Source organism: Sphingomonas sanxanigenens DSM 19645 = NX02 (assembly GCF_000512205.2).
In the GTDB taxonomy this organism is placed as follows: Bacteria; Pseudomonadota; Alphaproteobacteria; order Sphingomonadales; family Sphingomonadaceae; genus Sphingomonas_D; species Sphingomonas_D sanxanigenens.
Window position 1 is genome coordinate 4,111,065 of record NZ_CP006644.1, and the last position, 26,000, is coordinate 4,137,064.

30 protein-coding genes are annotated in these 26,000 nt (G+C 65.4%); 17 read left to right on the forward strand and 13 right to left on the reverse strand.

The features are described 5' to 3' along the window. Positions 1-79: 79 nt before the first annotated feature. The 3 genes from NX02_RS18660 to NX02_RS18670 are packed head-to-tail and all read left to right on the forward strand — an operon-like array spanning position 80 to position 1,114. Complete coding sequence (locus tag NX02_RS18660) at positions 80-508, forward strand: N-acetylmuramoyl-L-alanine amidase (protein WP_025293717.1); 429 nt, start codon at positions 80-82, stop codon at positions 506-508. Then, a complete protein-coding gene (locus NX02_RS18665; protein WP_025293718.1) occupies positions 505-837 on the forward strand; it encodes a hypothetical protein in 333 nt (110 codons plus the stop codon). The genes NX02_RS18660 and NX02_RS18665 overlap by 4 nt, the downstream gene beginning before the upstream one ends. Further along, positions 776-1,114 carry a hypothetical protein gene (locus tag NX02_RS18670; RefSeq protein WP_158014077.1) on the forward strand — a complete coding sequence of 113 codons (339 nt, stop codon included), beginning with the start codon at positions 776-778 and terminating at the stop codon, positions 1,112-1,114. Before NX02_RS18665 ends, NX02_RS18670 begins: the two co-directional genes overlap by 62 nt. A 199-nt stretch (positions 1,115-1,313) precedes the next feature. Here the strand turns inward: NX02_RS18670 and NX02_RS18675 are convergent, their stop codons facing one another. Then, complete coding sequence (locus NX02_RS18675) at positions 1,314-1,622, reverse strand: excalibur calcium-binding domain-containing protein (RefSeq protein ID WP_158014078.1); 309 nt, start codon at positions 1,620-1,622, stop codon at positions 1,314-1,316. A gap of 702 nt (positions 1,623-2,324) precedes the next feature. Here NX02_RS18675 and NX02_RS18680 point away from each other — a divergent pair. The 3 genes from NX02_RS18680 to NX02_RS18690 are packed head-to-tail and all read left to right on the forward strand — an operon-like array spanning position 2,325 to position 3,878. Continuing rightward, positions 2,325-3,074, forward strand: a complete 750-nt coding sequence (locus NX02_RS18680) for a hypothetical protein (protein ID WP_025293721.1) — start codon at positions 2,325-2,327, stop codon at positions 3,072-3,074. Next, entirely contained in the window at positions 3,071-3,631 is a 561-nt protein-coding gene (locus NX02_RS18685; protein ID WP_025293722.1) for a type II toxin-antitoxin system VapC family toxin, read from the forward strand. Before NX02_RS18680 ends, NX02_RS18685 begins: the two co-directional genes overlap by 4 nt. A 58-nt stretch (positions 3,632-3,689) precedes the next feature. Further along, positions 3,690-3,878, forward strand: a complete 189-nt coding sequence (locus NX02_RS18690) for a hypothetical protein (protein ID WP_053000676.1) — start codon at positions 3,690-3,692, stop codon at positions 3,876-3,878. Between the two features lie 6 nt (positions 3,879-3,884). On the opposite strand, the gene NX02_RS18695 is transcribed toward NX02_RS18690, so the two are convergent. The 5 genes from NX02_RS18695 to NX02_RS33635 form a co-directional block, all read right to left on the reverse strand. Next, positions 3,885-4,097, reverse strand: coding sequence for a hypothetical protein (locus NX02_RS18695; RefSeq protein ID WP_025293724.1), 213 nt, complete (start codon positions 4,095-4,097; stop codon positions 3,885-3,887). A gap of 51 nt (positions 4,098-4,148) precedes the next feature. Then, positions 4,149-4,361 (reverse strand): DUF1660 family phage protein, encoded by a 213-nt coding sequence (locus NX02_RS18700; RefSeq protein ID WP_025293725.1) that lies wholly within the window; start codon positions 4,359-4,361, stop codon positions 4,149-4,151. A gap of 156 nt (positions 4,362-4,517) precedes the next feature. Continuing rightward, positions 4,518-4,808 carry a hypothetical protein gene (locus tag NX02_RS33015; protein WP_162232702.1) on the reverse strand — a complete coding sequence of 97 codons (291 nt, stop codon included), beginning with the start codon at positions 4,806-4,808 and terminating at the stop codon, positions 4,518-4,520. Further along, positions 4,739-4,975: a hypothetical protein gene (locus tag NX02_RS18705; protein ID WP_025293726.1), complete on the reverse strand. Its 237-nt coding sequence runs from the start codon at positions 4,973-4,975 to the stop codon at positions 4,739-4,741. The genes NX02_RS33015 and NX02_RS18705 overlap by 70 nt, the downstream gene beginning before the upstream one ends. Before the next feature lie 18 nt (positions 4,976-4,993). Further along, positions 4,994-5,359 carry a hypothetical protein gene (locus NX02_RS33635; RefSeq protein ID WP_025293727.1) on the reverse strand — a complete coding sequence of 122 codons (366 nt, stop codon included), beginning with the start codon at positions 5,357-5,359 and terminating at the stop codon, positions 4,994-4,996. A gap of 80 nt (positions 5,360-5,439) precedes the next feature. On the opposite strand from NX02_RS33635, the gene NX02_RS18715 reads away from it, so the two are divergent. The 7 genes from NX02_RS18715 (at position 5,440) to NX02_RS18750 (ending at position 15,026) form a co-directional block, all read left to right on the forward strand. Continuing rightward, positions 5,440-5,823, forward strand: a complete 384-nt coding sequence (locus NX02_RS18715) for an HIRAN domain-containing protein (protein ID WP_025293728.1) — start codon at positions 5,440-5,442, stop codon at positions 5,821-5,823. Positions 5,824-6,141: 318 nt separating this feature from the next. Beyond that, a complete protein-coding gene (locus NX02_RS18720) occupies positions 6,142-7,506 on the forward strand; it encodes a tyrosine-type recombinase/integrase (protein WP_025293729.1) in 1,365 nt (454 codons plus the stop codon). Between the two features lie 114 nt (positions 7,507-7,620). Continuing rightward, positions 7,621-8,202, forward strand: coding sequence for a type II toxin-antitoxin system RelE/ParE family toxin (locus NX02_RS33640; protein WP_245648640.1), 582 nt, complete (start codon positions 7,621-7,623; stop codon positions 8,200-8,202). 432 nt (positions 8,203-8,634) lie between these two features. Then, positions 8,635-9,222 (forward strand): RNA polymerase sigma factor, encoded by a 588-nt coding sequence (locus tag NX02_RS18735; RefSeq protein WP_025293730.1) that lies wholly within the window; start codon positions 8,635-8,637, stop codon positions 9,220-9,222. Further along, positions 9,219-10,241: a FecR family protein gene (locus tag NX02_RS18740; protein WP_025293731.1), complete on the forward strand. Its 1,023-nt coding sequence runs from the start codon at positions 9,219-9,221 to the stop codon at positions 10,239-10,241. Before NX02_RS18735 ends, NX02_RS18740 begins: the two co-directional genes overlap by 4 nt. Positions 10,242-10,398: 157 nt before the next feature. After that, on the forward strand, positions 10,399-12,891 hold the full coding sequence (locus tag NX02_RS18745) for a TonB-dependent receptor plug domain-containing protein (RefSeq protein ID WP_245648641.1): 2,493 nt from the start codon (positions 10,399-10,401) through the stop codon (positions 12,889-12,891). After that, positions 12,885-15,026 (forward strand): Atxe2 family lasso peptide isopeptidase, encoded by a 2,142-nt coding sequence (locus NX02_RS18750; RefSeq protein ID WP_084717924.1) that lies wholly within the window; start codon positions 12,885-12,887, stop codon positions 15,024-15,026. Before NX02_RS18745 ends, NX02_RS18750 begins: the two co-directional genes overlap by 7 nt. Positions 15,027-15,043: 17 nt before the next feature. On the opposite strand, the gene NX02_RS18755 is transcribed toward NX02_RS18750, so the two are convergent. From NX02_RS18755 to NX02_RS18780, 7 genes are all read right to left on the reverse strand, one after another. Next, a complete protein-coding gene (locus tag NX02_RS18755) occupies positions 15,044-16,801 on the reverse strand; it encodes an asparagine synthase-related protein (protein WP_025293734.1) in 1,758 nt (585 codons plus the stop codon). Further along, positions 16,801-17,460: a lasso peptide biosynthesis B2 protein gene (locus tag NX02_RS30855; protein ID WP_158014079.1), complete on the reverse strand. Its 660-nt coding sequence runs from the start codon at positions 17,458-17,460 to the stop codon at positions 16,801-16,803. The genes NX02_RS18755 and NX02_RS30855 overlap by 1 nt, the downstream gene beginning before the upstream one ends. Before the next feature lie 55 nt (positions 17,461-17,515). Then, positions 17,516-17,635, reverse strand: coding sequence for a benenodin family lasso peptide (locus tag NX02_RS32590; protein WP_158014080.1), 120 nt, complete (start codon positions 17,633-17,635; stop codon positions 17,516-17,518). 122 nt (positions 17,636-17,757) lie between these two features. Continuing rightward, positions 17,758-18,366, reverse strand: a complete 609-nt coding sequence (locus tag NX02_RS30860) for a GntR family transcriptional regulator (protein WP_025293736.1) — start codon at positions 18,364-18,366, stop codon at positions 17,758-17,760. Beyond that, complete coding sequence (locus NX02_RS18770; protein ID WP_025293737.1) at positions 18,363-19,244, reverse strand: phytanoyl-CoA dioxygenase family protein; 882 nt, start codon at positions 19,242-19,244, stop codon at positions 18,363-18,365. Before NX02_RS18770 ends, NX02_RS30860 begins: the two co-directional genes overlap by 4 nt. A gap of 18 nt (positions 19,245-19,262) precedes the next feature. Next, positions 19,263-19,877, reverse strand: coding sequence for an acyl-homoserine-lactone synthase (locus NX02_RS18775; RefSeq protein WP_025293738.1), 615 nt, complete (start codon positions 19,875-19,877; stop codon positions 19,263-19,265). Positions 19,878-19,933: 56 nt separating this feature from the next. Beyond that, complete coding sequence (locus NX02_RS18780; RefSeq protein WP_053000770.1) at positions 19,934-20,692, reverse strand: LuxR family transcriptional regulator; 759 nt, start codon at positions 20,690-20,692, stop codon at positions 19,934-19,936. A 359-nt stretch (positions 20,693-21,051) separates the two neighbouring features. Here NX02_RS18780 and NX02_RS34100 point away from each other — a divergent pair, with 359 nt between their 5' ends. The 4 genes from NX02_RS34100 to NX02_RS18795 all read left to right on the forward strand — a co-directional run bounded on the left by NX02_RS34100 (position 21,052) and on the right by NX02_RS18795 (position 25,903). Beyond that, positions 21,052-21,267 carry a transcriptional regulator domain-containing protein gene (locus NX02_RS34100; protein WP_425424048.1) on the forward strand — a complete coding sequence of 72 codons (216 nt, stop codon included), beginning with the start codon at positions 21,052-21,054 and terminating at the stop codon, positions 21,265-21,267. Between the two features lie 121 nt (positions 21,268-21,388). Further along, positions 21,389-21,748 (forward strand): DNA -binding domain-containing protein, encoded by a 360-nt coding sequence (locus NX02_RS34105; protein WP_425424013.1) that lies wholly within the window; start codon positions 21,389-21,391, stop codon positions 21,746-21,748. A gap of 295 nt (positions 21,749-22,043) precedes the next feature. Then, positions 22,044-24,593, forward strand: a complete 2,550-nt coding sequence (locus tag NX02_RS18790) for an AAA family ATPase (RefSeq protein ID WP_158014081.1) — start codon at positions 22,044-22,046, stop codon at positions 24,591-24,593. Continuing rightward, the gene (locus NX02_RS18795; protein WP_025293742.1) at positions 24,590-25,903 is read left to right on the forward strand and encodes an McrC family protein; all 1,314 of its coding nucleotides are present in this window, start codon (positions 24,590-24,592) and stop codon (positions 25,901-25,903) included. The genes NX02_RS18790 and NX02_RS18795 overlap by 4 nt, the downstream gene beginning before the upstream one ends. The last annotated feature ends 97 nt before the right edge of the window (positions 25,904-26,000 follow it).

Consider the following 26,000-nt stretch of genomic DNA (forward strand, 5'->3'; position numbering starts at 1 on the left):
ACTTCGTCTGCCGCTGACCGATAGCGGGCGGCTCCTATGCCGCCTCGCGCCGCTGCTGCCCTAACCAATGGAGCGCTTGATGACGACGCCTGCCTACATGGACCCGAAGAAAATCCACTCGCTGACGATCCACTGCGCCGCGACGCCCGAGGGCCGCGACGTGAAGGCCGCGACCATTTCCCAATGGGATATCGCGAAGTTTGGCCAGGTCAGCTACCACATCGTCGTCGAGCTTGATGGCAGCGCGGTGCGCACGCTGGCCGACGATCGCCGCGGCGCGCACGTCGGCGGCAAGAACACCGGCAACATCGGTATCTGCTACGTCGGCGGCGTCGACGCCCAGAACAAGAAGCCGAAGGACACGCGCACCGAAGCGCAGAAAGCGACGTTGCGCCGCCTCGTCGCCGAATATCGCCAGCGCTACCCCGGTATCGTGCTGCGTGGTCATCGCGACTGGCCGGGCGTGGCGAAGGCCTGCCCCAGCTTCGACGTGGCGAGCGCGCTGTGATCGCCTTCCTCATGCGGCTGGGGCTTTCGCAGCGCCTGGCGGGCGTCGCTGTCTGGATCATCGCCGTGGCGCTGCTGCTCCTCGCCATTTGGTGGCTGCGCACCAGCGCCTACAGCGCGGGCGTCAGCGATACGGACGCCAAGTGGAAGGCGGCCAGCGAAGAGGTCGAGAAGCAGGCCGAGGTCGCCACCGCGGTGGCGGACAGCGCCGCCGAGGTGCGCGTGGTCGAACACGTCCAGCAGGTCGAGAAGGAAAAGGAGAAGATCGATGAAGCGGTTCGCGAAGGCAGCAGCCCTCTCGATGTGCTTTTCGGCGGCAACGGCATGTAGCGGCCGACCGGCATTCCAGCCGGTCAAGCCGCCGGCCGAGCGCCTGGTCTGCGAGACGCGCGGCGTGCGGCCGGCCCTGCCACCCGAATATGCAATTGACTGGTCGACGGTGACTACGGTCGAGCAGGCTCGGGCCGAGCATCAGCGCTACGTCGCCTCGATCCGCACGCGCGAGGGCGTGGTCGCGGGCTACGTGCTGAAGGTTGAGGATAAGCTGTTCATTTGCGCCAACAATGCGCAGTGGCTGCGCGAGTTCTTTGGAGCATTGCCGGATTGAAAGTGCCCAGCAGGCGCTGTTTAGATGAACCGTTCCTCGCATCGGGTGCACACAAGATAATCTCCCGGCCCGAGTTTTATCTCGCCGGTAACCCCTATGCGCACTGCATCGCCCGTGCGGTCGTTCACCTCAAACACGACCGAGCCACGAGCCCCGCAATCGTGAACCCGTTCAACGGGCAAAGTGCGCGTATCAGACTTCATTCGCAGCCAACCCCATCGCCGTCGCGATCAAGATGCGAGCCATAGCCTGGGTCGCCCCGTCGTACCGGCGCCGCGCCCGCGGCACGCGCTGCCGAGCAATTCGCAAACGCGCGCCCGCCGCTGGACCTTGCGCCGCTGCTGGCACCGAGCAGCGTCTGCGGCCGTGCCGATGCCCCACCGCCGCGATGACAGTGATAGCCGCCGTTCTTCCTGTCGTTGTGGCAGCCCTCGGCGTTGAGCCCGCCACCATGGGCCAGAGCCGGCGCGGCAATCGCCGCAGCCACGATGAACATCACGAATCGCATATGATCCCCCCCCGTATTCCCCACGCCGATCAGTATCCGCGAGGATAGGAGTGTCGACTCCTGATCAGTCCGTTTTGGCGGAGATCGGCGCGGCGTCGGGCTCCGGCTTCGGCTCCGCCGCCTTTTTTCATTTCGCTTCCGTGATGGCGGTCACGCGCGATCCCCGCTTGCGCAAGTAGGTCGCCGGCAGCCGCCTTCTTTGAGCAGAGGCGGTTAGGCTCGGCGGTGTTCCCACGGCGCCGCCGAGCCGCCCCCGGGCAGCGCTTGCAGTTAGCGCAGCGTTAATCTCCGATCCAATACAAGCATACCCATCCGGCGCCGGTTCTGGTCGGGCGTCGGATCGTGCTCAAGTGACTGGCGGCGGAGGTCCCCACACTCCGCCGCCGTTTTGGGCGGACGGTGGGGAATGCGGCAGGCTGCTGACACCACGCTCCACATATGGCAGATGCTCCACATCCGCCATGCGGACCCCCTGCATGGTCGGCTAGCCCCGGCGCGATGAACCCCAAGAACGCCGCGCCGGGGCGCTCCACCTAAAAGCTTGGATCCGAGCATAGCCGTTTCAGCCGATTTTCGGCGGAGGATTGGCGGAATTGCGCCGCTTTCCATCGGATCCGAAGAGGCGGCTGGGCGCAGGCTCGGCCGCCTTTTTGCTTTTCGGCTCCAGCGATGTAGCATATCTGCGAACGCCACGAGGCACGGATGGATCAGGGCTACACCTTTCGCATCAGCGACAGCTACACGCCTAGCACGATCCCTATGGATCGGCTGGCGCAGTACATCAGCGCGCTCGCCAGACTATTAGGCGAGAGCGGCAGCGTGCATCTGGGTCCGATTACAGAAGGCTCGGTGAAGGTTCGGGCGATGATCGACGAGCCGGCGCAGCCGAAGGTGCAAGAGCGCGTGCGAGGCGTTCGGATCGGTGCGCCCGCAGTTGATGCGCTGAAGGCCTACAACGACCTCGACGAAATGCTTCGCGAAGACAACGCATCCGGCACTCTTGCCGACGGCGACGACGAGGTGCCGCACAGCGCTATAATTATCGAGTTTCCGGGAAAGAACCGCCCCAAACCGGTTACTTATGGCCCTTTTAAACAGCGTGGGTCACTGGACGGCGTCGTCTATCGTATAGGCGGTGCGGACGATACGAAGCATGTTGCGATCAAAGACGGCGATCGAGATTATTCAAGGCTAGAAGCAGATGAAGCAACTGCGGTTCGGTTGAGCCGCCACCTGTTTCGGGAAACGGTTCGATTGCATGGTGAGGGCACGTGGCTGCGTCATGGCAATGGCACCTGGGAACTCAAAAAGTTTAAGATCCGCGATTTCGATGTTCTGAGCGACGAGCCTTTGGACGATGTGATTGCGAGATTGCGAGCGGTGGGCGGTTTTCCGGGGGAAGACATCGTTCAGCGGCTGCTTGAGGACCGCGCGGAAGGGGACGCGCATTGAAAGTTGCCATCGATGCGAGCGTCCTCGTCTATCTCTTAGATGAGGACGCGCCACCTCCCCGCGCGGAGGAAGGGCGGCAGCTGGTCGCTAGGTGCGCTGACCGAATGCGGTTCTTCATCGCTAGCCTTCAGCGGTCGCGGTCCACTATCATCGTGCCGACCCCGGCCCTCACTGAGATCTTAGCGCGAGCCACCGCCGATCGCTCGTCCGAGTGGCTGCGCATCATCGAAACCACGAAGTACATCCGCGTCAGTCCCTTCGATGAGCTCGCGGCCATCGAGTGCGCTCTTCTTGCACAGGCGCGAATCGTCGGCGTTTCGAAGGCACAGAAGGAGACGCGTCGGAAGGCGAAATTTGATGAGCAAATTCTCGCGATCAGCATCGTTGAGCGGGCCGACCTTCTACTGACGGATGACGGTGGCCTGCGGTCGCTGGCGAGCCAATACCTTGAGGTGAAAGGCATTGGCGACTTGGATCTTCCGCCGGTTGATCCGCAAACGAATTTCTTCGCCGATATCGAACGCAAGATCGACCTCGACGCACCCGATGACCTTTGACATGCCGCCGCAATAATCGATGCCGACCCCGGAAGACATCCGAGGAACGCTTGTGCAGATGATCGTCGGCGCGGCCGGCGGCGACGAAGCGGCTTGGCGCGCCGCGATCGGTGAGGTCGAAGCGCTGCCGTTGGTGTTCCACCCGACATGCAACTGGCGCGTCAATCCTCGCGGTACGAAGCGGGAGCGCGAGGTGATCGAGGCGGCGGTGAAGCTGCTGCGCGAGGCGCATCCCTACGTGAACTGACGCAGCCTAGACCGCTGGCGCGTCCCTGATCGCCCGCACTTTCATCGCAATGGCCCGCCAGGTCGCGACGCCGGGCGCATCCTCGATCAAGGCCAGCAGCCCCACGCGCTCGGCAATGAACTGGTCGCAGTCGCAGCGCTGAACCATCCGGCTGGCGACGGCGAGGATCTCCCAATCGGTGAGAGGCGTCGGCGGCAGCGGGTCTAGAGGATCCAGCATGCCGCCCTGCTATGACCGGCTTCCTGCAGTTTCCACATTATAATGTGCAACTTACGTCAAGCGCTCCGGAACCGGCTCCAGGCGCTGCTCTGCTCGATTGACATCGTGTTCGGTGATCTCGCGCTCGGTCGGCACCCGCCACCCGTCGGTGTCCCGGATCAGACGGGTGCCGCATCGGACGCAGCCAGTCCAGTAGTCCTGCCCATCATGACGCGCGCCGCCTCGGTCGGCCTTGTGGCCGAACAGCTTACATCTCAATGCCATGCTGCGATTCCCATCTCGACCAGAGGTCGACCTACGGCCCGCGCAAGCGATGTCACGTTAAAAATCTGCAACTTAGCTTGCGGGTAGGCGGCGCTTTTCATTACGCCGCCATCCCCTGACCTTCGCCGTCGTCGACCCGGCGGGGCTGCTGGAAATTTACATTGTCTGCGCTGATGCGCCAGATGATTCGAGCGCTTCGGCGATCGGGCGCCCGAAGTAGCGTTGCAGCGCAGCCAACTCGTCGGCCGGTAGCCGGTTCAGCGTGCCGCGGCGAGCGCGATCGGCGAGGTATCCATCCGGCCGCCCGAGCATGCGCGAGAGGCTGGCATAGGTCTCGCCTTCCGTCTCGATCAGTTCGGCGAGCGGCAGCGGGGCGATCAGTGCAGCCCGGCGGGCTCGTCCTCCAGCTTCTCGATATGCATCAGGCAGTCGGCGATCGAGATCCACAGCGCGACGTTCTCGTGCTGTCCCGCCTCCGAAGCTGCCTTGGCCATTGCGACGACGTGACACGCCGTCCGTTCGCCGTTCAGTTCGAGAAGCCCAGCCGCCATCTGCCAGATTTCCTCGCGGGAATAGCCGCTCTGCGCGACCATGTGGGGGTGCAACCCGTCCATCCAGATCCTCGTGCATCGTCAGTAACAGAGCCATTCGATCTCGGCGGCATCTAGCGCCTCGAACATGTCAGCTTCGGCGCCAACCTCGGACAGGCGCTTGCGCACCGCCTCGGGGTCGCCTGCCTTCGGGAACGACCGATCAGCCTTCGCTGCCTTGCCGAGCACGCCGATCCAATCGTCGCGTCTCTCCTGACGCAGCAACCAGGCGCCGAACGGGGTCGACGGCATGGGCCGGGCGGGCGCGTTCATTGGAGGTGCAGCGACCGTATCAGGCGACAGGATTTCACCTGTCTCCGGATCGAATGGCACGGCTTCAACGAGGCCTGACGGAATGCCGTAGACCATCATCTGCAACTGCTCGCGCTCGACTTTCTGGGCTCTCATGGTCGTTCACCTATTGCCGACTCGATGATTGGCTACATACCATGTTCCGTATTTGTTCTCCAATGGGTCGAGTCGAAAGCATGGGATGGAACGATTTTAGCCTGCCAGCCTGTGGCGAGTTCTATGACAACGAAGACGGCTCCAGTCGGCAGGAAGAGCTTCGCTCGCTGGAGCCGGGTGACGTGCTGGCGCTGGTGCGCGAGCCTGAGAACGCGCACGACCGTATGGCTGTGGCTATTTTCACTGCGCGCGGCATCCGGGTCGGATATCTGCGGCGGGATCGAGCGGTATGGATTGGCAGCAAGATCGACCGCGGCTTTCCGGTCAACGCGATCGTTCAGCGAGTGAAGGGCATCGACCTGGCCGGTGCGACGCTCGGCCTCGTCATGCGCGTGAACATGGAGGGTGACCTGCCGGAGCTACCGGAGGGGCGCGCGGACGTGGTATGGGAAGACGCCGCATAGGGAGCCTCACGAGCGCGCCGGCAGGGTACATTTTTACTCCATGGTATGATCCATGGTATGTCGAGGAAGATGCCGGAAAATTCCGTTATTTTTCAGCGTGGGTGGCATGATTATTCGGCGGGCTCCCGCTCCGCCACGGACCATTCCACACGGGTCCACAAGAGACCGCTGGTCTCGACTTTTTTCTCCTGAATACCGACACTTAGCAGACCGGTTCGGCCTCGGCCGTCCGTGCCCGTCCATGCCCATCCAACGAATCGGAGGGGCGAAAACGAGGTACGCGCGGTCGAAAAACGAGGTATTTTTGGAGACCGAACCATGCTTACCGATGCCAGGGTGCGCACGGCCAAGCCGCGCCCCAAAGCCTATAAACTCGCAGACGCCAACCGCCTCTTCCTGATGGTCACCCCCAGCGGCGGCAAACTCTGGCGCTGGAATTACGAGTATGACGGCAAAAGCAAGACGATGGCCTTCGGCGCCTACCCCCTCGTCTCGCTCGCTGATGCACGTACGAAGCGAGACGAGGCCTACGCGATTCTGTGTGAAGGCCATGATCCTGTCGTCGTGAAGAAGCTGAAGAAAGAAGCAAATCTCGAGGCCGGGCGTCAGACCCTCGAGCGGGTGGCTCGAGAGTGGTATGAAAACGCCAAGGCTCAATGGGCGACGATCCACGCCCACGACGTCATCCGCAGCCTGGAGCGCGATGTCTTTCCGGCGATCGGTGCCCTGCCGATTGCGCAACTCACGCCGCCCCTGATCCTCGGCGTGCTGCGAGAGATCGAGGCACGCGGCGCCATCGAGACCGCAAAGCGCGTGCGGCAGCGCATCTCGGCCGTGTTCGTCTATGCGATCGCCCAGGGGGTCGCGACGAGCGACCCTGCCGAAAAGCTTGGCGCCGTGCTCAAGCCGCTGCGCAAGGGCCGGCAGCCGGCGATCACTGAGATCGCACCGCTGCGTAAAATGATCCTGGCGGCCGAGGAGGACAATGCGCGGCCGATCACACGGCTTGGCCTCAGGATGCTCGCGCTCACGGCCGTAAGGCCGAGCGAGCTTCGCGGTGCGGAGTGGGCCGAGTTCGAGGACCTGGATGGCAAGCTGCCACTCTGGCGCATCCCGTCGGCTCGGATGAAGGGAGACCTCGAACGGAAGGAGGAGGCGGGTGGCGACCACCTCGTGCCTCTCACGCCGCAGGCTATCGCTGTACTGAGGGCAATCTGGCCGCTGACCGGTGGCGGACCGCTGGTCTTCCCCAGCAACCGCCATGCGCACCGGCCCATCAGTGAAAATGCGATCGGCTATCTGCTGAACCGGGCCGGCTATCACGGGCATCACGTGCCGCACGGTTTCCGGGCGGCCTTCTCCACGATCATGAATGAATGGGCGGAGCGGCACGGCGATCCTCATGATCGCAAGGTGATCGACCTGATGCTCGCGCATGTCCCAAAAGATAAGGTTGAGGGCGCCTACAACCGGGCTGCATATATGCCGCGTCGACGGGAACTCGCGATAATCTGGGCCGATATGCTCAGCGAAGGCCTGCCCGATCCCGTGGCTTTGGTCGATCGGCCCGTCAAGGATATCGGCGTGCGCTCACGCCGGCGCTTGCCGACGCCTGTCGAACCAGACTTCCGTTTTCCGCTTCAGCGGCGTGCAGCCCGATCGTCATCGCTGGACAATTGGTAACGTATATGTTACCGGGGAGAGCGTAGGTTGATCGTTCAGGACTATATTCGCGAGGACGGCTCAAGCCCGTTCCGATCATGGTTCGACGATCTCGATTCCCAGGCTTCGGCCAAGGTGGCGACCGCCATCGTACGGCTGGAGCTGGGCAATTTGTCGAACGTCAAATGGATCGGCGGCGGGCTCGGGGAATATCGCATCGATTGGGGGCCGGGCTATCGGCTCTATCTCGCCCGCGACGGGGATGAGCTTATCATCCTGTTCGTGGGCGGGACCAAGAAACGGCAACAGTCCGACATCGAACGAGCGGGCGTACACTGCTGGGCGAGTACAAGGCCCGCAGGGCGGCGGCGAGCAAAGACAGGAAGTGACGAAATGGCGCTGACCCGTGATTTCAAGGAAACGGTGAAGGAGCGCGCCGCGCGCGATCCCGCCTTCGCCAAGGCCATGCTCGATGAGGCAGCCACCGCCTTTCTCAATGGGGAACCGCACGTGGCAAGGCTGATCCTCCGCGATCTCGTCAATGCTTCCGTCGGCTTCGAGGAACTGGCGACCGAGACCAACCGCCCGAGCAAGAGCCTGCACCGGATGCTGTCGGAGAAGGGCAACCCGAGCATGGACAATCTCGCTGCAATCTTCGGCGCGGTACGCAAGCGACTGGGTGTCGCTTTCGAAGCGCACGCTGTCGAAGCGGCATAACGGCCGCAGGGAACCTAGGCGGGTGGTAGGCCTCCGGCCATTCAGCACAAAAACCTGATAGCCGCGCGACGCGAAAACCGGACACCCGCCGATCGGCCTACTTCATATCCTGCAGGCATTTTGGCCGAACTTTCCCGGGGCTTGCTTCTCTTCGATGCTGCATTAGTCTGATCTCGCACCGCTTTTTGGCGGTGCCGAGGCGTGAGAGCCTCGCATGGGATGATTTACCCGCCTTCGTGCGGCCGGGTGGCCGACGCGCATGTCCAAGCCGTTCGCGGCCAAAGGCGTCGGCGCGTGTTCTCATGCGCGTTCTCAACACCCGGCTTCCGGCCGGCATCGCCTCGGATGACGAGGCGAGCCAGGCATGGAAGATGGACTGATCAGATTTCGTCGCGAACGCGGCCCTGTCGGCATCGGGCGAGGGCAGGCTCGATGCGCCTGATCACCGACGCCCTGAAATCCTTGTCCCCTCCGCGGGTTGCCGAGGGCGATCCCCTTCCACCCGACGATCGTGTCGCCGTGGGATCGGTCCTGGCGCTCGAAGACCTGTATCGAACGCAGGGGCCGGGCTTGCGTCGCTACTTCGCGCGACGCGCCCACGGCCAGGATGTCGATGACCTGATGCAGGAGAGCTTTGCCAGGCTCGCCGACGCGGCAAACGCGCCTGACAGGGCGATTGGGCAACCGGAAGCCTATTTGAACCGGATTGCCACGAACCTGCTCCGCAACCGCGCGCGATCGGCCCTGCAGCGCTCGCTTGCCCAGCATGTCCCGGTCGATGAGGAATCTCTGGCCGGGCCTGACCTGACCGCGGCCATCGAGGCCCGCGACATCTTGGATCGGCTCCAGAACGCGCTGTTACGACTTAAGCCGAAGACACGCGACATCTTCCTTGCCCATCGCGTCGACGGTCACAGCTATAACGAGATCGCCAAGCAAACCGGATTGAGCATAAAAGGCGTCGAGTGGCATATGACAAAGGCAATCGCCCATCTCGACCGCATGCTGAGGTCCCGTTGACCCCCGACACCGGCAGGGAATCCGGCACGGATGAGGCCGTGCGTGAGGAAGCGATTGCCTGGCTCGGCCGCCTGCGCGCGCCTGACGGCACCGAACAGCACGCCACGTTCGAGGATTGGTACGCGGCCGATCCGCGCCATGCCGACATATACGACGAGGTTCTCGCCAATTGGGAGCGCATGGCCCTGGCAGGCCGAACACCGATCGGTGAAGCATCGAGACGGCAGACCACGACATCCCGTGCTCCACGCTGGCCGAGGATGACCGTTGCCGCAGCGGCCGCGATAGTCCTGGTCGTGCTTTCAGGTGTTGGACTGCATCGCTTCGGCATGATCGGAACCAGCCAGCCGGCCCTGACCGAAGTCGCAAGCCGGACGGGCGAGATTCGGACGGTCACGCTACCGGATGGGTCTCGCGTCACGCTCGATACCGACACGCTGCTCGAAATCGCCTACACGACCGGCGAGCGCCGGCTGACGCTCGAGCGGGGCCGTGCCCGGTTTGATGTGGCCCATGACCCGGCGCGTCCGTTTATCGTCATGGCCGGAAGCGGGACGGTCATCGCCCATGGCACGCTCTTCGACGTCGAACGGCGGGGGCCGCGCGTCCTGGTGTCGCTGCTGCGGGGGTCGGTTGAGGTCACGGGTTTATCAGCCGGTACGAACGGGCCAACCAGCAAAGGGCGTTTCCTCCAGCCTGGCCAGCGGCTGGCGATCGAGGGCCAGGCCGCGCCAGGTTCGCCCGCGGCGCTCAGCGCCACCGATACCCGCTGGACGTCGGGGATGCTCTCGTTCGACGACACGCCCTTTGCCGAAGTCGCGGCGGCTGCCAATCGCTACAATAGCGTAAAGATCGTTCTTGCCGATCCCGCGCTTGGCGCGCTGCGGTTCAGCGGCACCTTCACCGCGCGCGATCCCCTCGGCCTGGCCCGAATGGCGGCCGCCATGTTCGATCTCTCCCTGTCTCGCGACGATGAGGGCAACATTCTGCTCGGGCGGCCGTCGGCGCCCTCAAAATAATCCCAGGGTAAACCAGCGCTGCGTTGTCGAGGTCCCCAAGCGATGCCGTGTCCGTGCGTCGCAGGGGGAACTTGCAATGGGAATATTGCGTGACGCGTTGGTTGCCGCCTCGATCTCGACAAGCATGGCGGCTCTTGTTCTAGGAACAGCCCCCGCCGTGGCCGGTCAGGTCGAGCGGAACACCTATCACCTCCCGGCGCAGCCGCTCGCGGCGTCGCTGCGCGCGGTCGCCATCGCGTCCGGGCGCAGCATCGCGGCGCCCGCGGACCTTGTGCGCGACAAGCGCGCGCCGCCGCTGGATGGCGACTTCTCGGCGGAGGAGGCCGTCGCGGCGCTTCTTGCCGGGTCGGGGCTCCGCCAGCGCGCGATCGGAAGCAGCCTGGTCATCGAGCGGATGCCCGTCGCGCAGGCAGCTGCTTCCGGGCCGACCGATGCCGACATCGTCGTGACCGGCAGCCGGATTCGTGGGGCCCCGGTCGCATCGCCGGTCATCCGACTGGATCAGGAGACGATGCGCGACGCCGGGCAGACAAGCCTCGCCGACGTCGCGCGCAGCATCCCGCAGAGCTTTGGCGGTGGCCAGAATCCCGGGGTCGGCGCCAATGTCGGCAGCGCCAACGGAATCAATGTCGGCGGGGCGGCGACGATCAACCTGCGCGGACTGGGCAGCGACGCCACGCTTACCCTGCTCAATGGCCACCGTCTCGCCTATAACGGGTCGCGACAGGGCATCGACGTGTCGGCCATCCCGCTGGGCGCGGTCGATCGGCTGGAGATCGTCGCCGACGGCGCCTCGGCGCTCTACGGTTCGGACGCCGTCGCGGGCGTCGCCAACATCATCCTGCGTCGCGACTATGACGGAGTGCGGGTCGAGGCCGAAGGCGGCCTGGCGACCGAGGGCGGCTATTCGCGCCAGCGCTATGGCCTGACGGCGGGCACGCGCTGGCAATCGGGCGGGATCATCGCTTCCTACGAGTTTGCCCGCAGCACCGACCTGTTGTCCGACGAACGAAGCTTTGCGCGCACGCGGCCCGGGGTGATCATCTTTCCGCCGCTCGAGCGGCACGCGATCGTGCTGTCCGGCCATCAGGCGCTGACCGATACGCTGACCTTCGAGGCCGACCTCCTGTTCAACCGGCGCAAGACGGAGATCGGTTTTCCCGACAATCCGGCAGGCGACCTCTCGGTCAGCCGTACCGAACAACCCTCGACGAGCCGATCCTTCGCGGTGGCCCCCGCGCTCAAGCTCGACTTGGCCGGGAGCTGGCGGATCGCGCTGTCGGGCGTCTATGGCAACGAGCGCGTCTTTTCCCGCGCGAACAACTTCGTCGGTCAGGCGCTGATCCGGTCGACCCCACTCTGCTACTGCAACGACGGCAAGTCGGCCGAGCTGGCGGCCGATGGCAACCTGTTCGCGTTGCCAGGCGGAATGGCGCGGATCGCAATCGGTGCCGGCTATCGCACCAACGCGCTCAATGCCGACCGCGGCCCGGGGAACGTCGCCAATGTCCGCCGGTCGCAGGACAGTTATTACGGCTATGGCGAGCTCAGCCTTCCCCTCGTTTCGCCCGACATGGAAATCCCCGCGATCGAGCGACTCAACCTCAGCGCCGCGCTGCGCTATGAACGCTATCCCGGCGTCGACGATGTCGCGACGCCCAAGATCGGGCTCATCTATGCCCCGGCCTCATGGATCGATCTGAAGGCGAGCTGGGGCCGGTCGTTCCGCGCGCCGACCCTGCTCCAGCAATATCAGGTGCCCGCCGTCATCCTCTATCCGGTCCGCACGCTGGGCGGTTCGGGCTATGCGGCGGGCGCGACCGCGCTCATCATATCGGGTGGAAATCCCGCGCTCCAGCCGGAGCGGGCGAGCACCTGGAGCGCCTCGATCGATCTCCATCCGGCCGCGCTGGAGGGCGCCCGCCTGCAACTCGGTTATTTCCGCATCCGCTATTCCGACCGGATCGTCACCCCGATCTCGCCGACCGCCCAGTCGCTGAGCAACCCGGCCTATGCGGGACTCGTCACGCTCGATCCCGGATCGGCGGCGGCCGCCGCCGTCATCGCCAGTTCGCCCCAATTCATCAATTCCTTGGGGACCGCAGTCAATCCGGCGACGGTGGTTGCGATCGTCGACAACCGCAACCGCAACGCCGGGCGCCAGTCGATCCACGGCGTCGACATCCTCGCCGACTACCGCTTCCGGCTGGGCGACGGCGAACTGACCGCGATGCTCAACGCAAGCTATCTCCACATCGACCAGCAGCTCGGCGCGGGGCAGCCCGTCCTCGCGCGGAGCGGGCTGCTGTTCACCCCGCCCGACTGGCGCGGGCGCGCCGGTCTGACCTGGACCGGAGGACCGCTGACGCTCAACGGGACGGTAAGCTATATCGACGGCGTCGACGACAGCCGGACCGCCTCGACCGTGCGGGTCCATGGCATGACCACCCTCGATCTCACGGCCCGCTACCGGTTCGAGCGTGCCAGCGGCCCGCTGCGGGGCGTCGAACTTACCTTGTCTGCGCTGAACGCCTTCGACGACCGGCCTGCCGCGATCGCCAGCAACTCCTACATCGACAGCACCTATGACTCGACCAATTATTCGCCGCTCGGTCGCGTCATCAGCTTCGGAATCGCCAAGTCATGGTAAGGCGCATCCCATCCTTCGCGCGCCGAACGCGCGTGCCGTGCCGCATTGCGTTCGTGCTGTTGCCGCTGGCGGCGGCTGCCTCGCCGGCGGTGGCAGCGCCCTGCAGCGATCTTCTCCCATCCGTCGCGAAACCGGTCGCGAAGCCGCGCCCGATCACCGCCGACGATCTGCTACGGCTGCGCGACATCGGACAGCCCGATGGTTCGATGGTCCGCCAACCGACTCCACTCTCGGTGTCGCCGGACGGCAAGCAGGCTGCCTTCATCCTGACGCGCGCCGATCCGGCGACCAACAGCTATTGTCGCGGCGTCGTGGTCGTGCGGCTCGATGGTCCGGCCGAGCCGAAGCTGCTCGACACGGGCGGCGAACTGATCGTTGCCCAGACCGCCGGGCGCGGCTCCATGATCCCCGTGGGCATCGCGGCGCCCGTGGTGCCACGCTGGTCCCCCGATGGCCGCTGGATTGCCTATCTGCGCCGGGACCGGGCACGAACGCGCTTGTGGCGGGTGGCCGCCGCCGGCGGCACGGCCGCGCCGGTCGGACCCGACGCCGTCGATATCGACGCCTTCGCCTGGTCGGCCGATGGACGCCGGCTCCTCATCGCCAGGCGGCCAGCGGTGCGGGCGGTCGAGGCGGGGGTGGATGCCGAAGCACTCGGCGGCTGGCTCTACGATGCCCGGATATTGCCCAACATGGGCGCCCGGCCGCTGCTGCCCGCGGGCCTCGCCGTCGAGACGGATGCCATCGACCTGCAGGATGGAACGATCCGGCCGGCGGACGCTTGGGACAGGGACCAACTGGATGCGGGGCGCGCGGACGATCCGCTTCTCGCGGCGCAGGCGACCGGCGGACGCCGCGCCTGGACCAAACGCGAGGGCGAGGCGCCGATGAGCCCGCTTCGCCTCTTCGCCGACAACGGCCGCGATGGACCGGTCGCCTGCACAGCCGCGGCATGTGACGGGGGCCTGCTCGGACTGTGGTGGGATGCATCAGGCGAAGAACTGCGCTTCCTGCGGCGAGAGGGCTGGGCGAAGGAAACCATGGCGTTCTATCGCTGGAGGCCTGGCAAGGGCATGCCGCGGCCGATCCTTCGTACCGGAGACGTCCTGATCGGCTGCGTTCCGGCTGGCGCCGACCTGCTCTGCCTGCGCGAGAACGCGCTGACGCCGCGCCATCTGGTTCGCATCGACCTTGCGACGGGCCAATCCCGACTGGTCTATGATCCCAATCCCGAGTTTGCCGGCATTACGCTTGGCACGGTCGAGCGTCTGCGCTGGCGTAACGATCGCGGCCTTGAGGCCTGGGGCGACCTGGTCCTTCCCGCCAACCACCGGCCCGGCGAGCAGCTGCCGCTCATCGTGGTGCAATATCATAGCGATGGATTCCTGCGCGGCGGAACCGGGGACGAATATCCGATTCAGCTCTTCGCGGCGCACGGCTTCGCTGTGCTCAGCGTCGAACGGGCCGCATTCGTTGCCGAGAGCGTGGCCGGCGTGAAGACATGGGACGATTTCAACGCGGCAAACATGAAGGACTGGGCGGAGCGCCGCAGCCTGCTGTCATCCCTGCTTACCGGCGTCGGCATGGCGATCGCCCGGGGCGACGTCGATCCGAAACGGATCGGCATCACCGGTCTCAGCGACGGTGCCTCGACCGCCCGCTTCGCGCTCATCAACAGCCGAATCTTCGCCGCGGCGGCGATCAGCAGCTGCTGCATGGATCCGAAGACGGTGATGACCCAGGCCGGCATCGCCTTCGCCGATATGCAGCGAAGGATGGGCGCGCCGCCGGCGACGGGCGACGCCAGCACCTATTGGCGTCCCTATTCGCTGGCGCTGAACGCAGACCACATCGATACACCGCTGCTTATGCAGCTCGCCGACGAGGAATATCTGCTCGGCCTGGAGACGTTCACCGCGCTGCGCGAGAAGGACAAGCCCGTCGAGATGCACATCTTCCCCGGCGAGCATCACATGAAATGGCAGCCAGCGCATCGTCGTGCGATCTACGAGCGAAATCTCGACTGGTTTGCCTTCTGGCTGCAGTGGCACGAGGATCCGGATCCGGCCAAGGCAGCGCAATATCGGCGATGGGAAGCGATGCGCGCGAAGCGCGTCGCCCGCGCAGCGCCCTGACCCGAACGGAGATTGCATCATGCTGCGCTTCGACTCGCCCAGCTCCGCGCCCACGCTTCGACGTCCGCGAGCCGCAGCAGGCGTCCGAAGTCGGCGGGCGCCATCGGCCCGGCCGCGTCCCACGCCCGCTCGACGGCGGCGGCATCGATGATGCCCTGCCGGGCGAGCAGGCCGCCGAGCAGCATTTCGCGCAACGCCGCGCCGTGCCGTTCGCAGATTTCGCCGAGGAACCCGTCGGGCGAACCCTTCGAGCGGCGGCCGGCGATCTTCTCGGGCAGGACCGCCGCGAAGGCCCGACGCGCGACGGCGCGGTTGCGCCCGTCCGCGAACCAGCACCAGCTCGGCACGCGCAGACAGGTCTCCACCAGCGGCTGCCCGAGCAGCGGTGCAACCGTCGGAAGATCGGCCTGAGGATCGGTGCCCTGGAGAAAACTGTCCGCATAGGCGAGCAGCTTGATGTGCGCTGCCTTGCCGGGGAGCGCTCCTCGCGGCGCCACCAGCCAGGCATGCGGTGCTGCGGACCCCGCCGCAGCGCGCGCAGTTCCGCTGAGAAACAGATGGTCGGGCGCGGTCGGGCTGCTGCGGCGCCAGGACCAGGTCCTGCCGACTGCCGCCCGGATCACCGCGAACAGGCTCGCCGGCGCGAGGCGGCTGATTTCGGCTGCAGTGGCGAGGAAGGCGCGACCGGGACCGCCAGTCAGCAATCGGTCCGCGGCCGGCGCCGCTGACTGCAACGCGCAGAATATGTTGTCGCCGCCGCCGCCGGTGAAGATCGCGTCGGCGCCAGCGGCCACCGCGGCCTCTCGCGCGAGCCGCGTCGATTCCTGCTCGAACATCCGCCCGGCGGGACGGGGCAAGCGTGCCGAAGGCGAGCGTGCCGGGTCGATCCGCGCCACGTCGCGCAGCGCCTCGTGGAGCGGCAGGCCAACGGCGCGTGCCATCAACCGGCCATAGTCGCGCTCATCCCCGACGGCATCGCGCGTCACCAGCGTCAGAAGGCTGAGCGGCCGCTTCCGTTCTGCGAGACAGGTGGCGACGATCGAGGAATCGAGGCCGCCGGAGAGCATGAGCAGGACATGCTCGAACTGGGACGCGCGCGCTGCCACGCAGGCGCGCACGCTGCGCCGGACCATCTCCCCGGCCTCGCCTTCGGTCAGAGCGGTCGAACGCGCAACGAAGTCCCAGGGGGACCACAGCCGGTCGATGTGGATACCAACCGCATCGGCACGAAGGCGCTCGCCGCCCTGGACGGCGCTGACACCATCAAGGCACGTCTCGGCGGTGCGCAGGTCACGCCAGGCGAGCTCGCGCGCGACGGCTTCCCAACACAGGGAGGGGCGAAGCACGCCCGCGTCGATCATCAGCCCGACATCCGACGCGACGACCGTCGCATCGCCCAGTGTCATGCGATAGCATGGCAGCTCGCCGAACGGTGCGCGCACGACATCAACGCTGCCCCCCTCGCCGGCGAGGAGCGCGACATAGCCGCCCCAATAGGTCTCGATGAGATGCCGCCCGCGCGTGCCCTTGATCCTGCGCTGCTCTTCGTCAGGCAGCCGGTCGACGCGGGCCGGATAGCGACGGTCGAACAGCGTGCCCAGAATGACGCCATGCTCGAGCTTGACAGCCGGGCCACCGCTGAACGCGACGACAAGCCGTCCATAATCGCAGACCCGCATCGGGCCGCGCAGCGCTGCGAGGCGAGCCACGATCCGGTCCCTCAGTTCGAGGCGTTCTCCCGCCTCGCCGATCAGAGCCAGGTATCGGATCGCCATCAGAGGACCAGGATCGGCGTGTAGCTTCGTACCTGGTCGACCCGGTCGCTAACCAGCCGCGGCCCCTGCTGGACCCAGCAATGCGCGGCAAAGGGCCGAAGCCGGACGCCGATCACGAGCTCGGCACCGACGCCGAGCGATGCCAGCCGGCGCATGATTGCGATTGAGCGGGCGAGGCACTGGTCGTGCGACCGCATCAAGCGGGCGCTCAGGTCGAACGCGGCCGCGACTTCCGGCAGGCGATCGAATGCGCCGGTGACGGCGGGCTCCTGTTCCCCGGGGGCCCTGACCCAATCTAGGGCGGAGGCAAGCCCGGTCCAGCGCAAGGCGAATCGCGCGCGCGCCAGCCCGCAGCACGCGCCAAGCAGCGAATGCATGGCAACACTAGGACGGTCGAGATCGAGCAGGCTCTCGCTCGCGGCGGCAGGCGCGGGACAGGCGCGTGGCGCGAACGGTGCGCGATCGACCAGGATTCCGCGCTCGAGCAGGCGTGCTGTCGGCGGATCATCTTTGTCGACGGGAAGTTCGGCCATCGCACGGCGGAATGCCCTCTCCGCCGACGCGCCGAGGCCGAAATAGCGATCGGCGCGGATATCGAGGAAGATCAGGCGGTCGCCCACTTCACAGAAGCTGACGCCGGAACGAAGACCTGTCGTCATGGTGGGTGCCCCTGGCGACGAGCGGCGCGCGGCGCACTGCCGCGCGCCGACCCAGTCAGTCGTCGGTGAGGCCCGTCTGGTCCTGGCCGAGGAATTCATCGGCGGGCTGGCCGCCGGGACCCATCGTCTCGACGCTGGCGGTGCCGAGTTCGATCACGTCGTCGTTGCGTTCCATGATGCACTCCTTCTGTCATGCTGCGAGATGCAGCCCTGGCAGTTTATGGAGTGGGGCTGGCTATCCGAACTTTATACGGATTCTATATCGAGATTGTTTGACAACCGGCGCGGTCATGGCCGTCACGCAGCCCGGTACACCGCGCGGACGATGTCCGCTGCCGCGCGGCGGCGCCGGCGATGATAGCTCGTGCTGAGCCGGCGAAGCGTGTCGCGCTCCCGCCTTGCGGCGGCGGATGCTATCGCTGCCAGCTCTTCCTGGACGCCACCGAGCACATGCGGCTCGACGGAGCGGGCCGCATGGAGGCGCGCATTGAGGCGATCGACGGCGCGTTGATGCTCGCCATTCGCCGATCGTCGGGCGATCGCCAGGAAAATCTCGCCAGCGCGATCGGCAATCGATCTGGCCTCCGGCGTGGCCGGCAACAGGATGGTCGTGTCGGCCCGTGACCAGGCGTGAACGGAGAGCGTAAGCAGCTCCGCAGACCAGTCGTAGAGATCCTTCAGCGCCGGTTCGTCGAGGGCGGGAATGTGGAAGCCGCCGCCGGTACGCGTCTCGACCAGCCCTTCGCCGGTCAGCAGGTGGAGCGCGTCGCGGACCGGCGTCACGCTGGACGACAGCGGCGCCGCCAGCACCGCCGGATCGAGCCGGTCGCCCGGCCGGAATTCGCGACCCATGATGCGGCGCTTCAGTGCCTCATGGACACGCTCGGCGGTCGGACCCGAGTTCATCGCACCGCTCGCCGGTCGTCGACATGGGCGTCGACCAATGCCTGCTGGTCCGGACGCAGCGCATCGACCGCACCCAGCGGCTCGCCGGCATGGTCCCCGAGCAGGACGGATGGGCACTGGCCTTCATAATTGCCGAGATTGGGGCGGTGCTGGCGATAGCCGACCAGCGCCGCCAGTTCCGGCGGGAAGGTTCGTGCGACCGCTGGCGGATAGGCGAGCCATTGGTTTTCGTAGGGCTTGAGCCAGCCGAGCGAGTAGCCGACCACCAGTCCGCGCCTTACTGTGCCGGTGACGTTCGCGCCCGCGCCGTGCAGGGTCGAGCCGAGCAGGACGAGCGCCGCGCCGGGTGCCATCTCTGCGGCGAACGACACCTCTTCGCATTCGGCTTCGAGCGCCTTCGCGCCATGGCTGCGCGGCCAGACCAGGGTCGCGCCGTTGTCCGCGGTAAAATGGTTCAGCGGCCACATCACGTTGACCAGATATTCGATCTCACCCACCGGCCCGCGCCACATGTCCTGGTCGCGATGGGGCAATTGAGCCGGAGCGCCGGGATGCACGGCGATCGCCTGGGTCGTGTTGAGCTGGAAGCTGTCGCACCAGGGCGACAGCACCGTCTCGACGACGCCGAGGATCAGGTGATGCTGGACCAGGGCCGCGGCGTGGGGCGAACGCACGAGCAGACGTCCGAACCGCTTGGTCGTCGTGCCGTAGAAACCGCCCTGGCCGAACGGGGTGCGCGCGAAAACGCCGGCGAGGTCGTCATCGAGCGCGTTGATCGTCCCGGCCGGCAATGCGTCGGGGATGATGCAATAGCCCTGCGCCGTTAGATCGGCAGCGTGGCGAGCGATTGTGCCGGAAAGGTCGATCGTGTCGATCATGCTCAATCTCTCCGCGCGTCAGGCCGCTATGCGTCGGTCGACGCGCGGCGCGGCAGCCGTGGCCCGCCCGGACTCGAGCAGGCCCGGTGTTTCCGGCGTGATTTCGATGCGGAGCGCCGCCAGCATCGTGCCGTCGATGATGCGCGGCAGCCCGAGCGGCATGCAGCACCAGCCAAAGGCGAGGATCTGCTGGAACCAGCCCATCTCGGCGATAGCGCTATACGCGGTGATACCCGCCGCCAGCGCATGGTCGACCAGCGCGGACACCAGCGTGTCGCGCACCTGGCGCCGCTCGCGGGCGTTCAGCCGGCGGTCGAGGCAGAAGCGCGTGATCTCGAACGTGCCAGCATCGCGGGGCGGAGCCTCCTCGCACAGCCCCGAATAGAAACTGTCGAGGATGTGCGGCCGCGTCGTCGGCAGCAGTCGCGCCGATCCGAGATGGGTGCCATCCGGCTCGGCGAGGATGAGGTAGGTGGCGTGGACATCGTCGAACTGGTCGACCTCATAGCGGCCGTCGAGGACGGGGACGTCCCATTTGAGCAGATCGACGAAGACGGATTTGCGCGCGGCGAACATCGAACGCAGGACGGCGTCCGATTCCGGGTGCGCGGTGGATTGGACAACATGCAGCATGGGTCTCGCTCCTTGACCGTGATCGGCCAAGGATCGCCCTGCCGCGGGTCAGCCCGCTATTCCGGAAAAGGGTGATATCGGCGGCGAAAGATATCGGAGAAGGTCAGCGTTCCGTCGAAGAGCGTCAGGATTACCAGATATGTCCGCTTGCTCACGCCGTAGCGCTCGCAGGCCTGCTTGATATGGCGGGCGACCGTCTCCTCGCCGATGCCCAGGATGTGGCTGATCTCCCAGTCGCTCTTCCCGCGCGCGACCCAGAGCACGCAGTCGCGCTGGCGGTCGGTCAGGATCGGGCGCGGCGGCGTCTGCAGGCCTGCGCGCATCGCCCAGAGCCGCCGCGCGCCTTCGAACGCGAACATCCCCGCCAGTTGCGCCAGCGGCAGCATCTCGTACGGCATCGGCCGGCCCGCCTCGTTCGCGAACGAGCAGGAGCCGCGCGCCTCGCCCGGCACATGCGCCGGCACCGTGAAGCCGTCGCCGATGCCCTGGTTGCGACCCAGCGCCAGCACGCGGTGGTCTTCGCGGGTCATCGGGATCATCTCGGACATCCGCGACCAGGGAAAGCCGACGCTGGTCATATGGCTCGCGCGGTGGACCGGATCGGACACGCCGAGCGCATTGCGGTCATAATAATCGGCCCAGTGCGCCGGATAATTGTGGAGGCGGATGGCGGTGCCGCTCGCCGCGACGATGTCGACATGATGCGTCAGCGCGAAATATTGGAAGCCGAGCTGGTCCGTCACCGCCGCCATCGCGGCGGTGAGATCACCCGCATTCGCGGCGGCCTCGACGAGCCGCATGAACTGCGTCGCCATGCTGTGCATGCGCATAGGGCAAAGCCGCGACCCCGGGCGGTGTCTCAAGCCACCGGCAATCCCTGGGCCGCCCTTTCCCGGTCCCTTGGGCCGCGCGGCGGTTTCTCAAGCCGTCACCCGGCGAGCCATGTCATGAAACTGACATATCATGTTGCGTTGCAACACGAAACTTGCCTGTCGGCGAACCGCTGCAATCGCGCGCCGGGGCGTTTCGTGGAGCGTTCCGGCGAAGATGCGCGCGCTGCGGCAAGCCGGAGACGGAACTGCGGGTGAACAGGCACGGATCCCGCTGCCCGGCGTTCGACTGGCGCGACCCGGCGCCCTATGGTGCCTTGCGTGGCATCGATCGAGCGGGGCTGATGTGGGAATGGCTGCGCCGCGATCCCGGCTATGTCGGCTGGTACACGCGGGCCAGCACCGCCACGCGCGGGGCCTGCGCTGCCCTGCCCTGGGGGCTGCACTTTCGCGGAGCATCCCGACCTCCCGGCCCCGGAGGCGCGGCTCATCTGGCATGCCGATTTCGATCCCGGGACGCTTGGCGTTATTGCCATACCGGCCGACCCGGCCGACCCTGACAGTATTCGCATCGATCGAATCGCGCCCTGGCTCACCATCGCAGTCGACGATTGGGGGCGCGAGCATGCGGTACTGTCGGATGGCTGGCATCATGTCCGGCTGGACATCGAGGAAGGCCGGTTGGAGGGACAGGAAGCGGTTCTGCTCCAGTATCGGCTGCACGGGCTTGCTTCGGCGGAGGCGCGACTGCTGCCCCTGCGCCGGTTCCTCAACCTGTGCCGGCATCGGCGGTTCGCGCGATCGCTCTTTCCCCGTGATCCCCGCATCGACCGCGGGATCGCAATGCTGCGCGTCCATGACGCGACTGGCCAGGGCGCGAGCCAGCGTGAGATCGCTGCGATCCTGTTCGGGGACCAGCGGGTGGCGCGCGATTGGGTCGGGGAATCGGATTCGCTGCGTTCGAGGGTCCGCCGGCTGGTGCGCGAGGCTGGGGCGATGGCGCGCGGCGGCTATCGTCAGTTGATGCGCCGGGGCCGTTAAGCGCCAGGTATGAACTTGCTGACGGCGAATCGGCGCGAATGATCGCCGTGGCACGACCTCAACCTGTCGGCGTCGGACAAGGATTTTACCCGCTCGGAATGATCGCCGGCAATGTGGGTGAAAGTTTTTGTCATCGCCATGATGCATGGCTGGAAACCAGTGACTATTCGGCTAGTCTGGGTCATTCCGCATTCACGCGCGCGCGTCAGGAGCGATCTTGGTGAGACGCTGTATTCAAGCGGTCGGAATTTACTGCCTTATGGGCATCGGGGAGCGTCATGGGCCGGGGGAAGTCTTGAACAGCGAACAAGCGCTTAAACTGATGGAGTCACTTGCGGCCGAGGGAAAGATTGTACGAGTCAGTTCGGCGGATCGGACAACCAAGGCTATCATCTTCCGTACTCTCGCGGGGAGACACTTCGCAATTGAGGTCAACGACGTAAAGTCGCGCGGCTACGCCGAGCAAACCAAGATCGTGTTTGAGGCCGCTCCGTCCGGGTCGGTCCTGAACTGGCAGAATGCCGAAAGCATCATCGGTGTCACTACGAGTGATCGCCAGTTCAAGAACTCTGCCTACACGCTGAAGGGCGCCAATCTCGAACCAGGCAAGCAAATGTCGGCCTTCGTCGCCGACGAGGCGACGCTTGCCCAGTTGATCGAATGGTACTCCTCTGCCGAATCCTCCCGGCAGAACGTCCGTGAACTCAGGCGCGCGGCCGTCGAGGCGGCGATGGACCTGTACGACAAACTGGGAGCCGAAGGCTTCGCCAATGAATATCCGCAATTCCAGGAATCACGGCAATATTGGGTGCGGCCATCCCGCCCAAGGGCGTTCCCGCGCTATCCGAGCAAGCCTATCGCCGCGATTGCGGCTGGCGTTCATTCGCTGGGGGGTGGCTGGTCAAAGCGCGAAACGGCGGGCTCGCTTCTCCACAATACCGGTTACATCATCGTGGATGCGGATGGTGCGCCCGAACCCGTGCCTTCGGATCAATACCCGCATCTCATTAACGGCGCAGAACGAATCCGCGCCTGCGCGCTAACGAACTACATTGCGCCCGCGCGTGATCGCGGTGACGCCGAGGTTACGATCATTGCCGGGAAGCTGCACGACGAAATCGGCATGGCCCGGGCATGGGCAAATGTTTGCCAGGCGCTGCGGGGTTCCAAGTTCCAGGAATATGCCGCGGTCGCTGCACCCCGGCAAAGCGGTCCGGACGCCAGCACCACGACAGCCTTCACGTATCATCTCGATCAGCGAGCAACGAACATGCCCCAGCCTTCGCAGTCAGCCACGAACCAGATTCTTTACGGCCCGCCGGGCACCGGCAAGACGTTTGAAACGGCTGCCGAGGCGGTTCGCCTATGCCTGGGCCTCGCTGATACCGATCCACTATTTGCGGAAGACCGGCGTAGCGACCTGATGACGGAATACCGGCGGCTCGCCGATGCGGGGCGAATCGAGTTCATCACCTTCCACCAGTCTTATTCCTATGAGGACTTTGTCGAAGGACTGCGCCCGACGACCGACACCGCCGACATGCTCATGGAACAGCAAGATCCGGCAAGCCCCGCGCCGGCGTCCGCCGGCTTCAGGTTGCGCAGTGAAGACGGGATTTTCAAGCGCATCTGCGAGCGCGCCCGACTGGACCGGGGCGACAATCAGGGTGGCGGAAGGCTGGAGCGGCAGCGGCCCGTCTTCAAGATTGCGTTGGGCCGCAGGGGCATCGAAGAGGATCGGATAGCCCAGGGGCTGAACGACAACCTCATTCACCTGGGCTGGGGCGGAGACATTGACTGGTCCGACGAGCGTTTCGACAGCTTCGAGGAAATCCGCCGCGAATGGAACGAGAAGAAGGATGCCGAGGCGTCCGGCAAGGATCCCAATATCGAGATGACCTACTCTTTTAGGTCCTCGATGCAGCTTGGCGACTATGTCGTCCTGTCCGATGGAAGGGACACCTTCCGCGCATTCGGGCGGGTCGTCGGGGAGTATTATTACGACGCGGCCGCGCCATATCATCCCCACCGCCGGAAGGTTGCATGGATCTGGCGGAGTCCCGAAGGCGCCGACCGCGATGTCTTTTACGCCAGCTATTTCCGGCGCCATTCGGTGTATCAGCTTCGTCCCGCGACGATCGACTGGGATGGTCTTGAATCCGTCGTCTTGGGCGCGGATACGTCGCGACCGGCCTCGGATGCCAGGCCGCATGTCCTCGTGATCGACGAGATCAATCGCGCGAACATCTCCAAGGTCTTTGGTGAACTGATCACGTTGCTCGAACCGGACAAGCGGCTGGGCGCGCTCAACGCCCTCAAGGTAAGACTACCCTATTCCGGCGCGATTTTCGGCGTACCGGCCAATCTGCACATCGTCGGCACCATGAACACGGCCGATCGGTCAATCGCGCTCCTCGATACCGCACTCAGGCGCCGGTTCGAATTTCGCGAGCTGATGCCACGGGCGGAACTCCTCGGGACGGTGGGCGGCATCGACCTCGCCGCGCTGCTTTCGACGATCAATGCCCGGATCGAGTATCTGTTCGATCGCGAACACCAGATCGGGCACGCCTACTTCATCGGCTGCGCGTCGCGCGAGGACGTCGAGAATGTGATGCGCCATAAGGTGATCCCGCTCCTCGCCGAATATTTCTACGAGGACTGGGGCAAGGTGGCAGCGGTCCTTGGTGATGCCGACGAGAGCGAAGGCGATCACCACGGTGGCTTCCTCGATCGCAGGAAGCTGGCGGCTCCCCGCGGCATGGGCAGCGAAGGCGATGCGTCGGCCCGGTTCCGCTGGACGGTGCGGGACGAGTTCGTTTTTTCAGGTCTTCTTCGGGGATGATCCGCCGAACGATCCTCGAATGGGAGACGATCGACTATGGCGAGGACGCCGACAATCTCCAGACAATTCCGGTACGCGCGGCCGATCGCATCGCCGCCATAGCCGCAGCATCGCCCCTGTCGGGGCGGGGCGGTGGCGGCGTGATCGAGCACGGTCGCAAGGCGCTGCGCGCCAGGGGCGTGGTAGGCGTTATTGCCGCTGACGGATGCGCGCTGGAGATCTTGCCCAAGATCGACTTTCCGGGCGAACCGGCGGAAAACGCGACCGGCAACATCCGGCGACGCCTCGTCCACATGCTGGCCGTGGCGCTCGACATCAAGATCGACGCCGGCCAGGTAACGGCGCTGGACTGGCAGCGGGAGACCCTGCTCGAAATATTGATCCGGCTGTTCTCCGAAAAACTTGTCGACGCCGTTCGGCAAGGAATGCCACGACGCTATGTGGGGCATGAGACAGACTTGGCCGCCCTGCGCGGACGCCTGGATGTAACGCGGCAATTCACGGTCCTCGCCGCCAATCCGTCGCGCCTCGCATGCCGTTATGATGCGCTGTCGCCGGACATTGCGCTCAACCGGATCATGAAGGCGGTCGTGACGCGGCTTGCCCGGATTGCGCGGTCGACCGACAATCAGCGCAGGCTGCGTGAACTGGCGTTCGTCTATGCCGACATTACCGACATCCCGGTCCCGGCGTTGCGCTGGGACGATGTCGTGCTAGACCGCACCAATGCGCGCTGGCGGGAGTTGCTGAACCTGGCGAGATTGCTCCTTGGAGAGCGATTCCAGACGACGTCCTCCGGGGGAAGTAGCGGATTTTCGCTATTGTTCGAGATGAACACGCTGTTCGAGGAATATGTCGCGCGAACGATTGCCCGGGCGCTGGCCGGCCAGCAGCTTCGGGTCGTAAGCCAGGGCGGGAGGCTCTATTGTCTCGAAACCACCGCTGGCGGCCTGTTCCAGACCAAGCCCGACATCCTGATCAAGGATGGTACCAGCGTCATCCAGGTCATCGACACGAAATGGAAGCGGATATCCCCGCGGATCGACGACAAGAAGCAGGGCGTCGCCCAGGCCGATGTCTATCAGATGATGGCCTACGGGCGACTCTACGATTGCTCGCGACTGACCCTCCTATACCCGCATCATCTTGGACTCGCCGGCGTGGAAGGCGTGCAAGCTTCTCATCGTGTGAGGGGTAGTGACCATTGGCTGGAAACCGCCACTGTGGACGTTGCGGTGGCTGATGGGATCGGGGCAAGGTTGCGCAGCTTCGTTGGCCCTGTCGTACAGCCGGCACTCGCCGTGATCTGAGACGCGTGCCGTGTGGCGGCAGGGCAGGCGCCTCGCGCCGGTGAAGCGGCGCGACCGCGCTCTACGGCTCGAAGCCAGGCTTCTCGCCTCCGAGCCC

Excerpts from the sequence above, each read along its gene's own strand:
- NX02_RS34100 (WP_425424048.1), top strand. The coding sequence starts at position 21,052 with ATGTGGGAATGGCTGCGCCGCGATCCCGGCTATGTCGGCTGGTACACG.
- NX02_RS18660 (WP_025293717.1), top strand. The coding sequence starts at position 80 with ATGACGACGCCTGCCTACATGGACCCGAAGAAAATCCACTCGCTGACG.
- NX02_RS18680 (WP_025293721.1), top strand. The coding sequence starts at position 2,325 with ATGGATCAGGGCTACACCTTTCGCATCAGCGACAGCTACACGCCTAGC.
- NX02_RS18795 (WP_025293742.1), top strand. The coding sequence starts at position 24,590 with ATGATCCGCCGAACGATCCTCGAATGGGAGACGATCGACTATGGCGAG.
- NX02_RS18755 (WP_025293734.1), bottom strand. The coding sequence starts at position 16,801 with ATGGCGATCCGATACCTGGCTCTGATCGGCGAGGCGGGAGAACGCCTC.
- NX02_RS18735 (WP_025293730.1), top strand. The coding sequence starts at position 8,635 with ATGCGCCTGATCACCGACGCCCTGAAATCCTTGTCCCCTCCGCGGGTT.
- NX02_RS18715 (WP_025293728.1), top strand. The coding sequence starts at position 5,440 with ATGGGATGGAACGATTTTAGCCTGCCAGCCTGTGGCGAGTTCTATGAC.
- NX02_RS18705 (WP_025293726.1), bottom strand. The coding sequence starts at position 4,975 with ATGGACGGGTTGCACCCCCACATGGTCGCGCAGAGCGGCTATTCCCGC.
- NX02_RS18700 (WP_025293725.1), bottom strand. The coding sequence starts at position 4,361 with ATGGCATTGAGATGTAAGCTGTTCGGCCACAAGGCCGACCGAGGCGGC.
- NX02_RS18720 (WP_025293729.1), top strand. The coding sequence starts at position 6,142 with ATGCTTACCGATGCCAGGGTGCGCACGGCCAAGCCGCGCCCCAAAGCC.
- NX02_RS18775 (WP_025293738.1), bottom strand. The coding sequence starts at position 19,877 with ATGCTGCATGTTGTCCAATCCACCGCGCACCCGGAATCGGACGCCGTC.
- NX02_RS33635 (WP_025293727.1), bottom strand. The coding sequence starts at position 5,359 with ATGAGAGCCCAGAAAGTCGAGCGCGAGCAGTTGCAGATGATGGTCTAC.
- NX02_RS18675 (WP_158014078.1), bottom strand. The coding sequence starts at position 1,622 with ATGCGATTCGTGATGTTCATCGTGGCTGCGGCGATTGCCGCGCCGGCT.
- NX02_RS18780 (WP_053000770.1), bottom strand. The coding sequence starts at position 20,692 with ATGGCGACGCAGTTCATGCGGCTCGTCGAGGCCGCCGCGAATGCGGGT.
- NX02_RS18695 (WP_025293724.1), bottom strand. The coding sequence starts at position 4,097 with ATGCTGGATCCTCTAGACCCGCTGCCGCCGACGCCTCTCACCGATTGG.
- NX02_RS18770 (WP_025293737.1), bottom strand. The coding sequence starts at position 19,244 with ATGATCGACACGATCGACCTTTCCGGCACAATCGCTCGCCACGCTGCC.
- NX02_RS30855 (WP_158014079.1), bottom strand. The coding sequence starts at position 17,460 with ATGACGACAGGTCTTCGTTCCGGCGTCAGCTTCTGTGAAGTGGGCGAC.
- NX02_RS18670 (WP_158014077.1), top strand. The coding sequence starts at position 776 with ATGAAGCGGTTCGCGAAGGCAGCAGCCCTCTCGATGTGCTTTTCGGCG.
- NX02_RS30860 (WP_025293736.1), bottom strand. The coding sequence starts at position 18,366 with ATGAACTCGGGTCCGACCGCCGAGCGTGTCCATGAGGCACTGAAGCGC.
- NX02_RS18690 (WP_053000676.1), top strand. The coding sequence starts at position 3,690 with ATGATCGTCGGCGCGGCCGGCGGCGACGAAGCGGCTTGGCGCGCCGCG.
- NX02_RS32590 (WP_158014080.1), bottom strand. The coding sequence starts at position 17,635 with ATGGAACGCAACGACGACGTGATCGAACTCGGCACCGCCAGCGTCGAG.
- NX02_RS18750 (WP_084717924.1), top strand. The coding sequence starts at position 12,885 with ATGGTAAGGCGCATCCCATCCTTCGCGCGCCGAACGCGCGTGCCGTGC.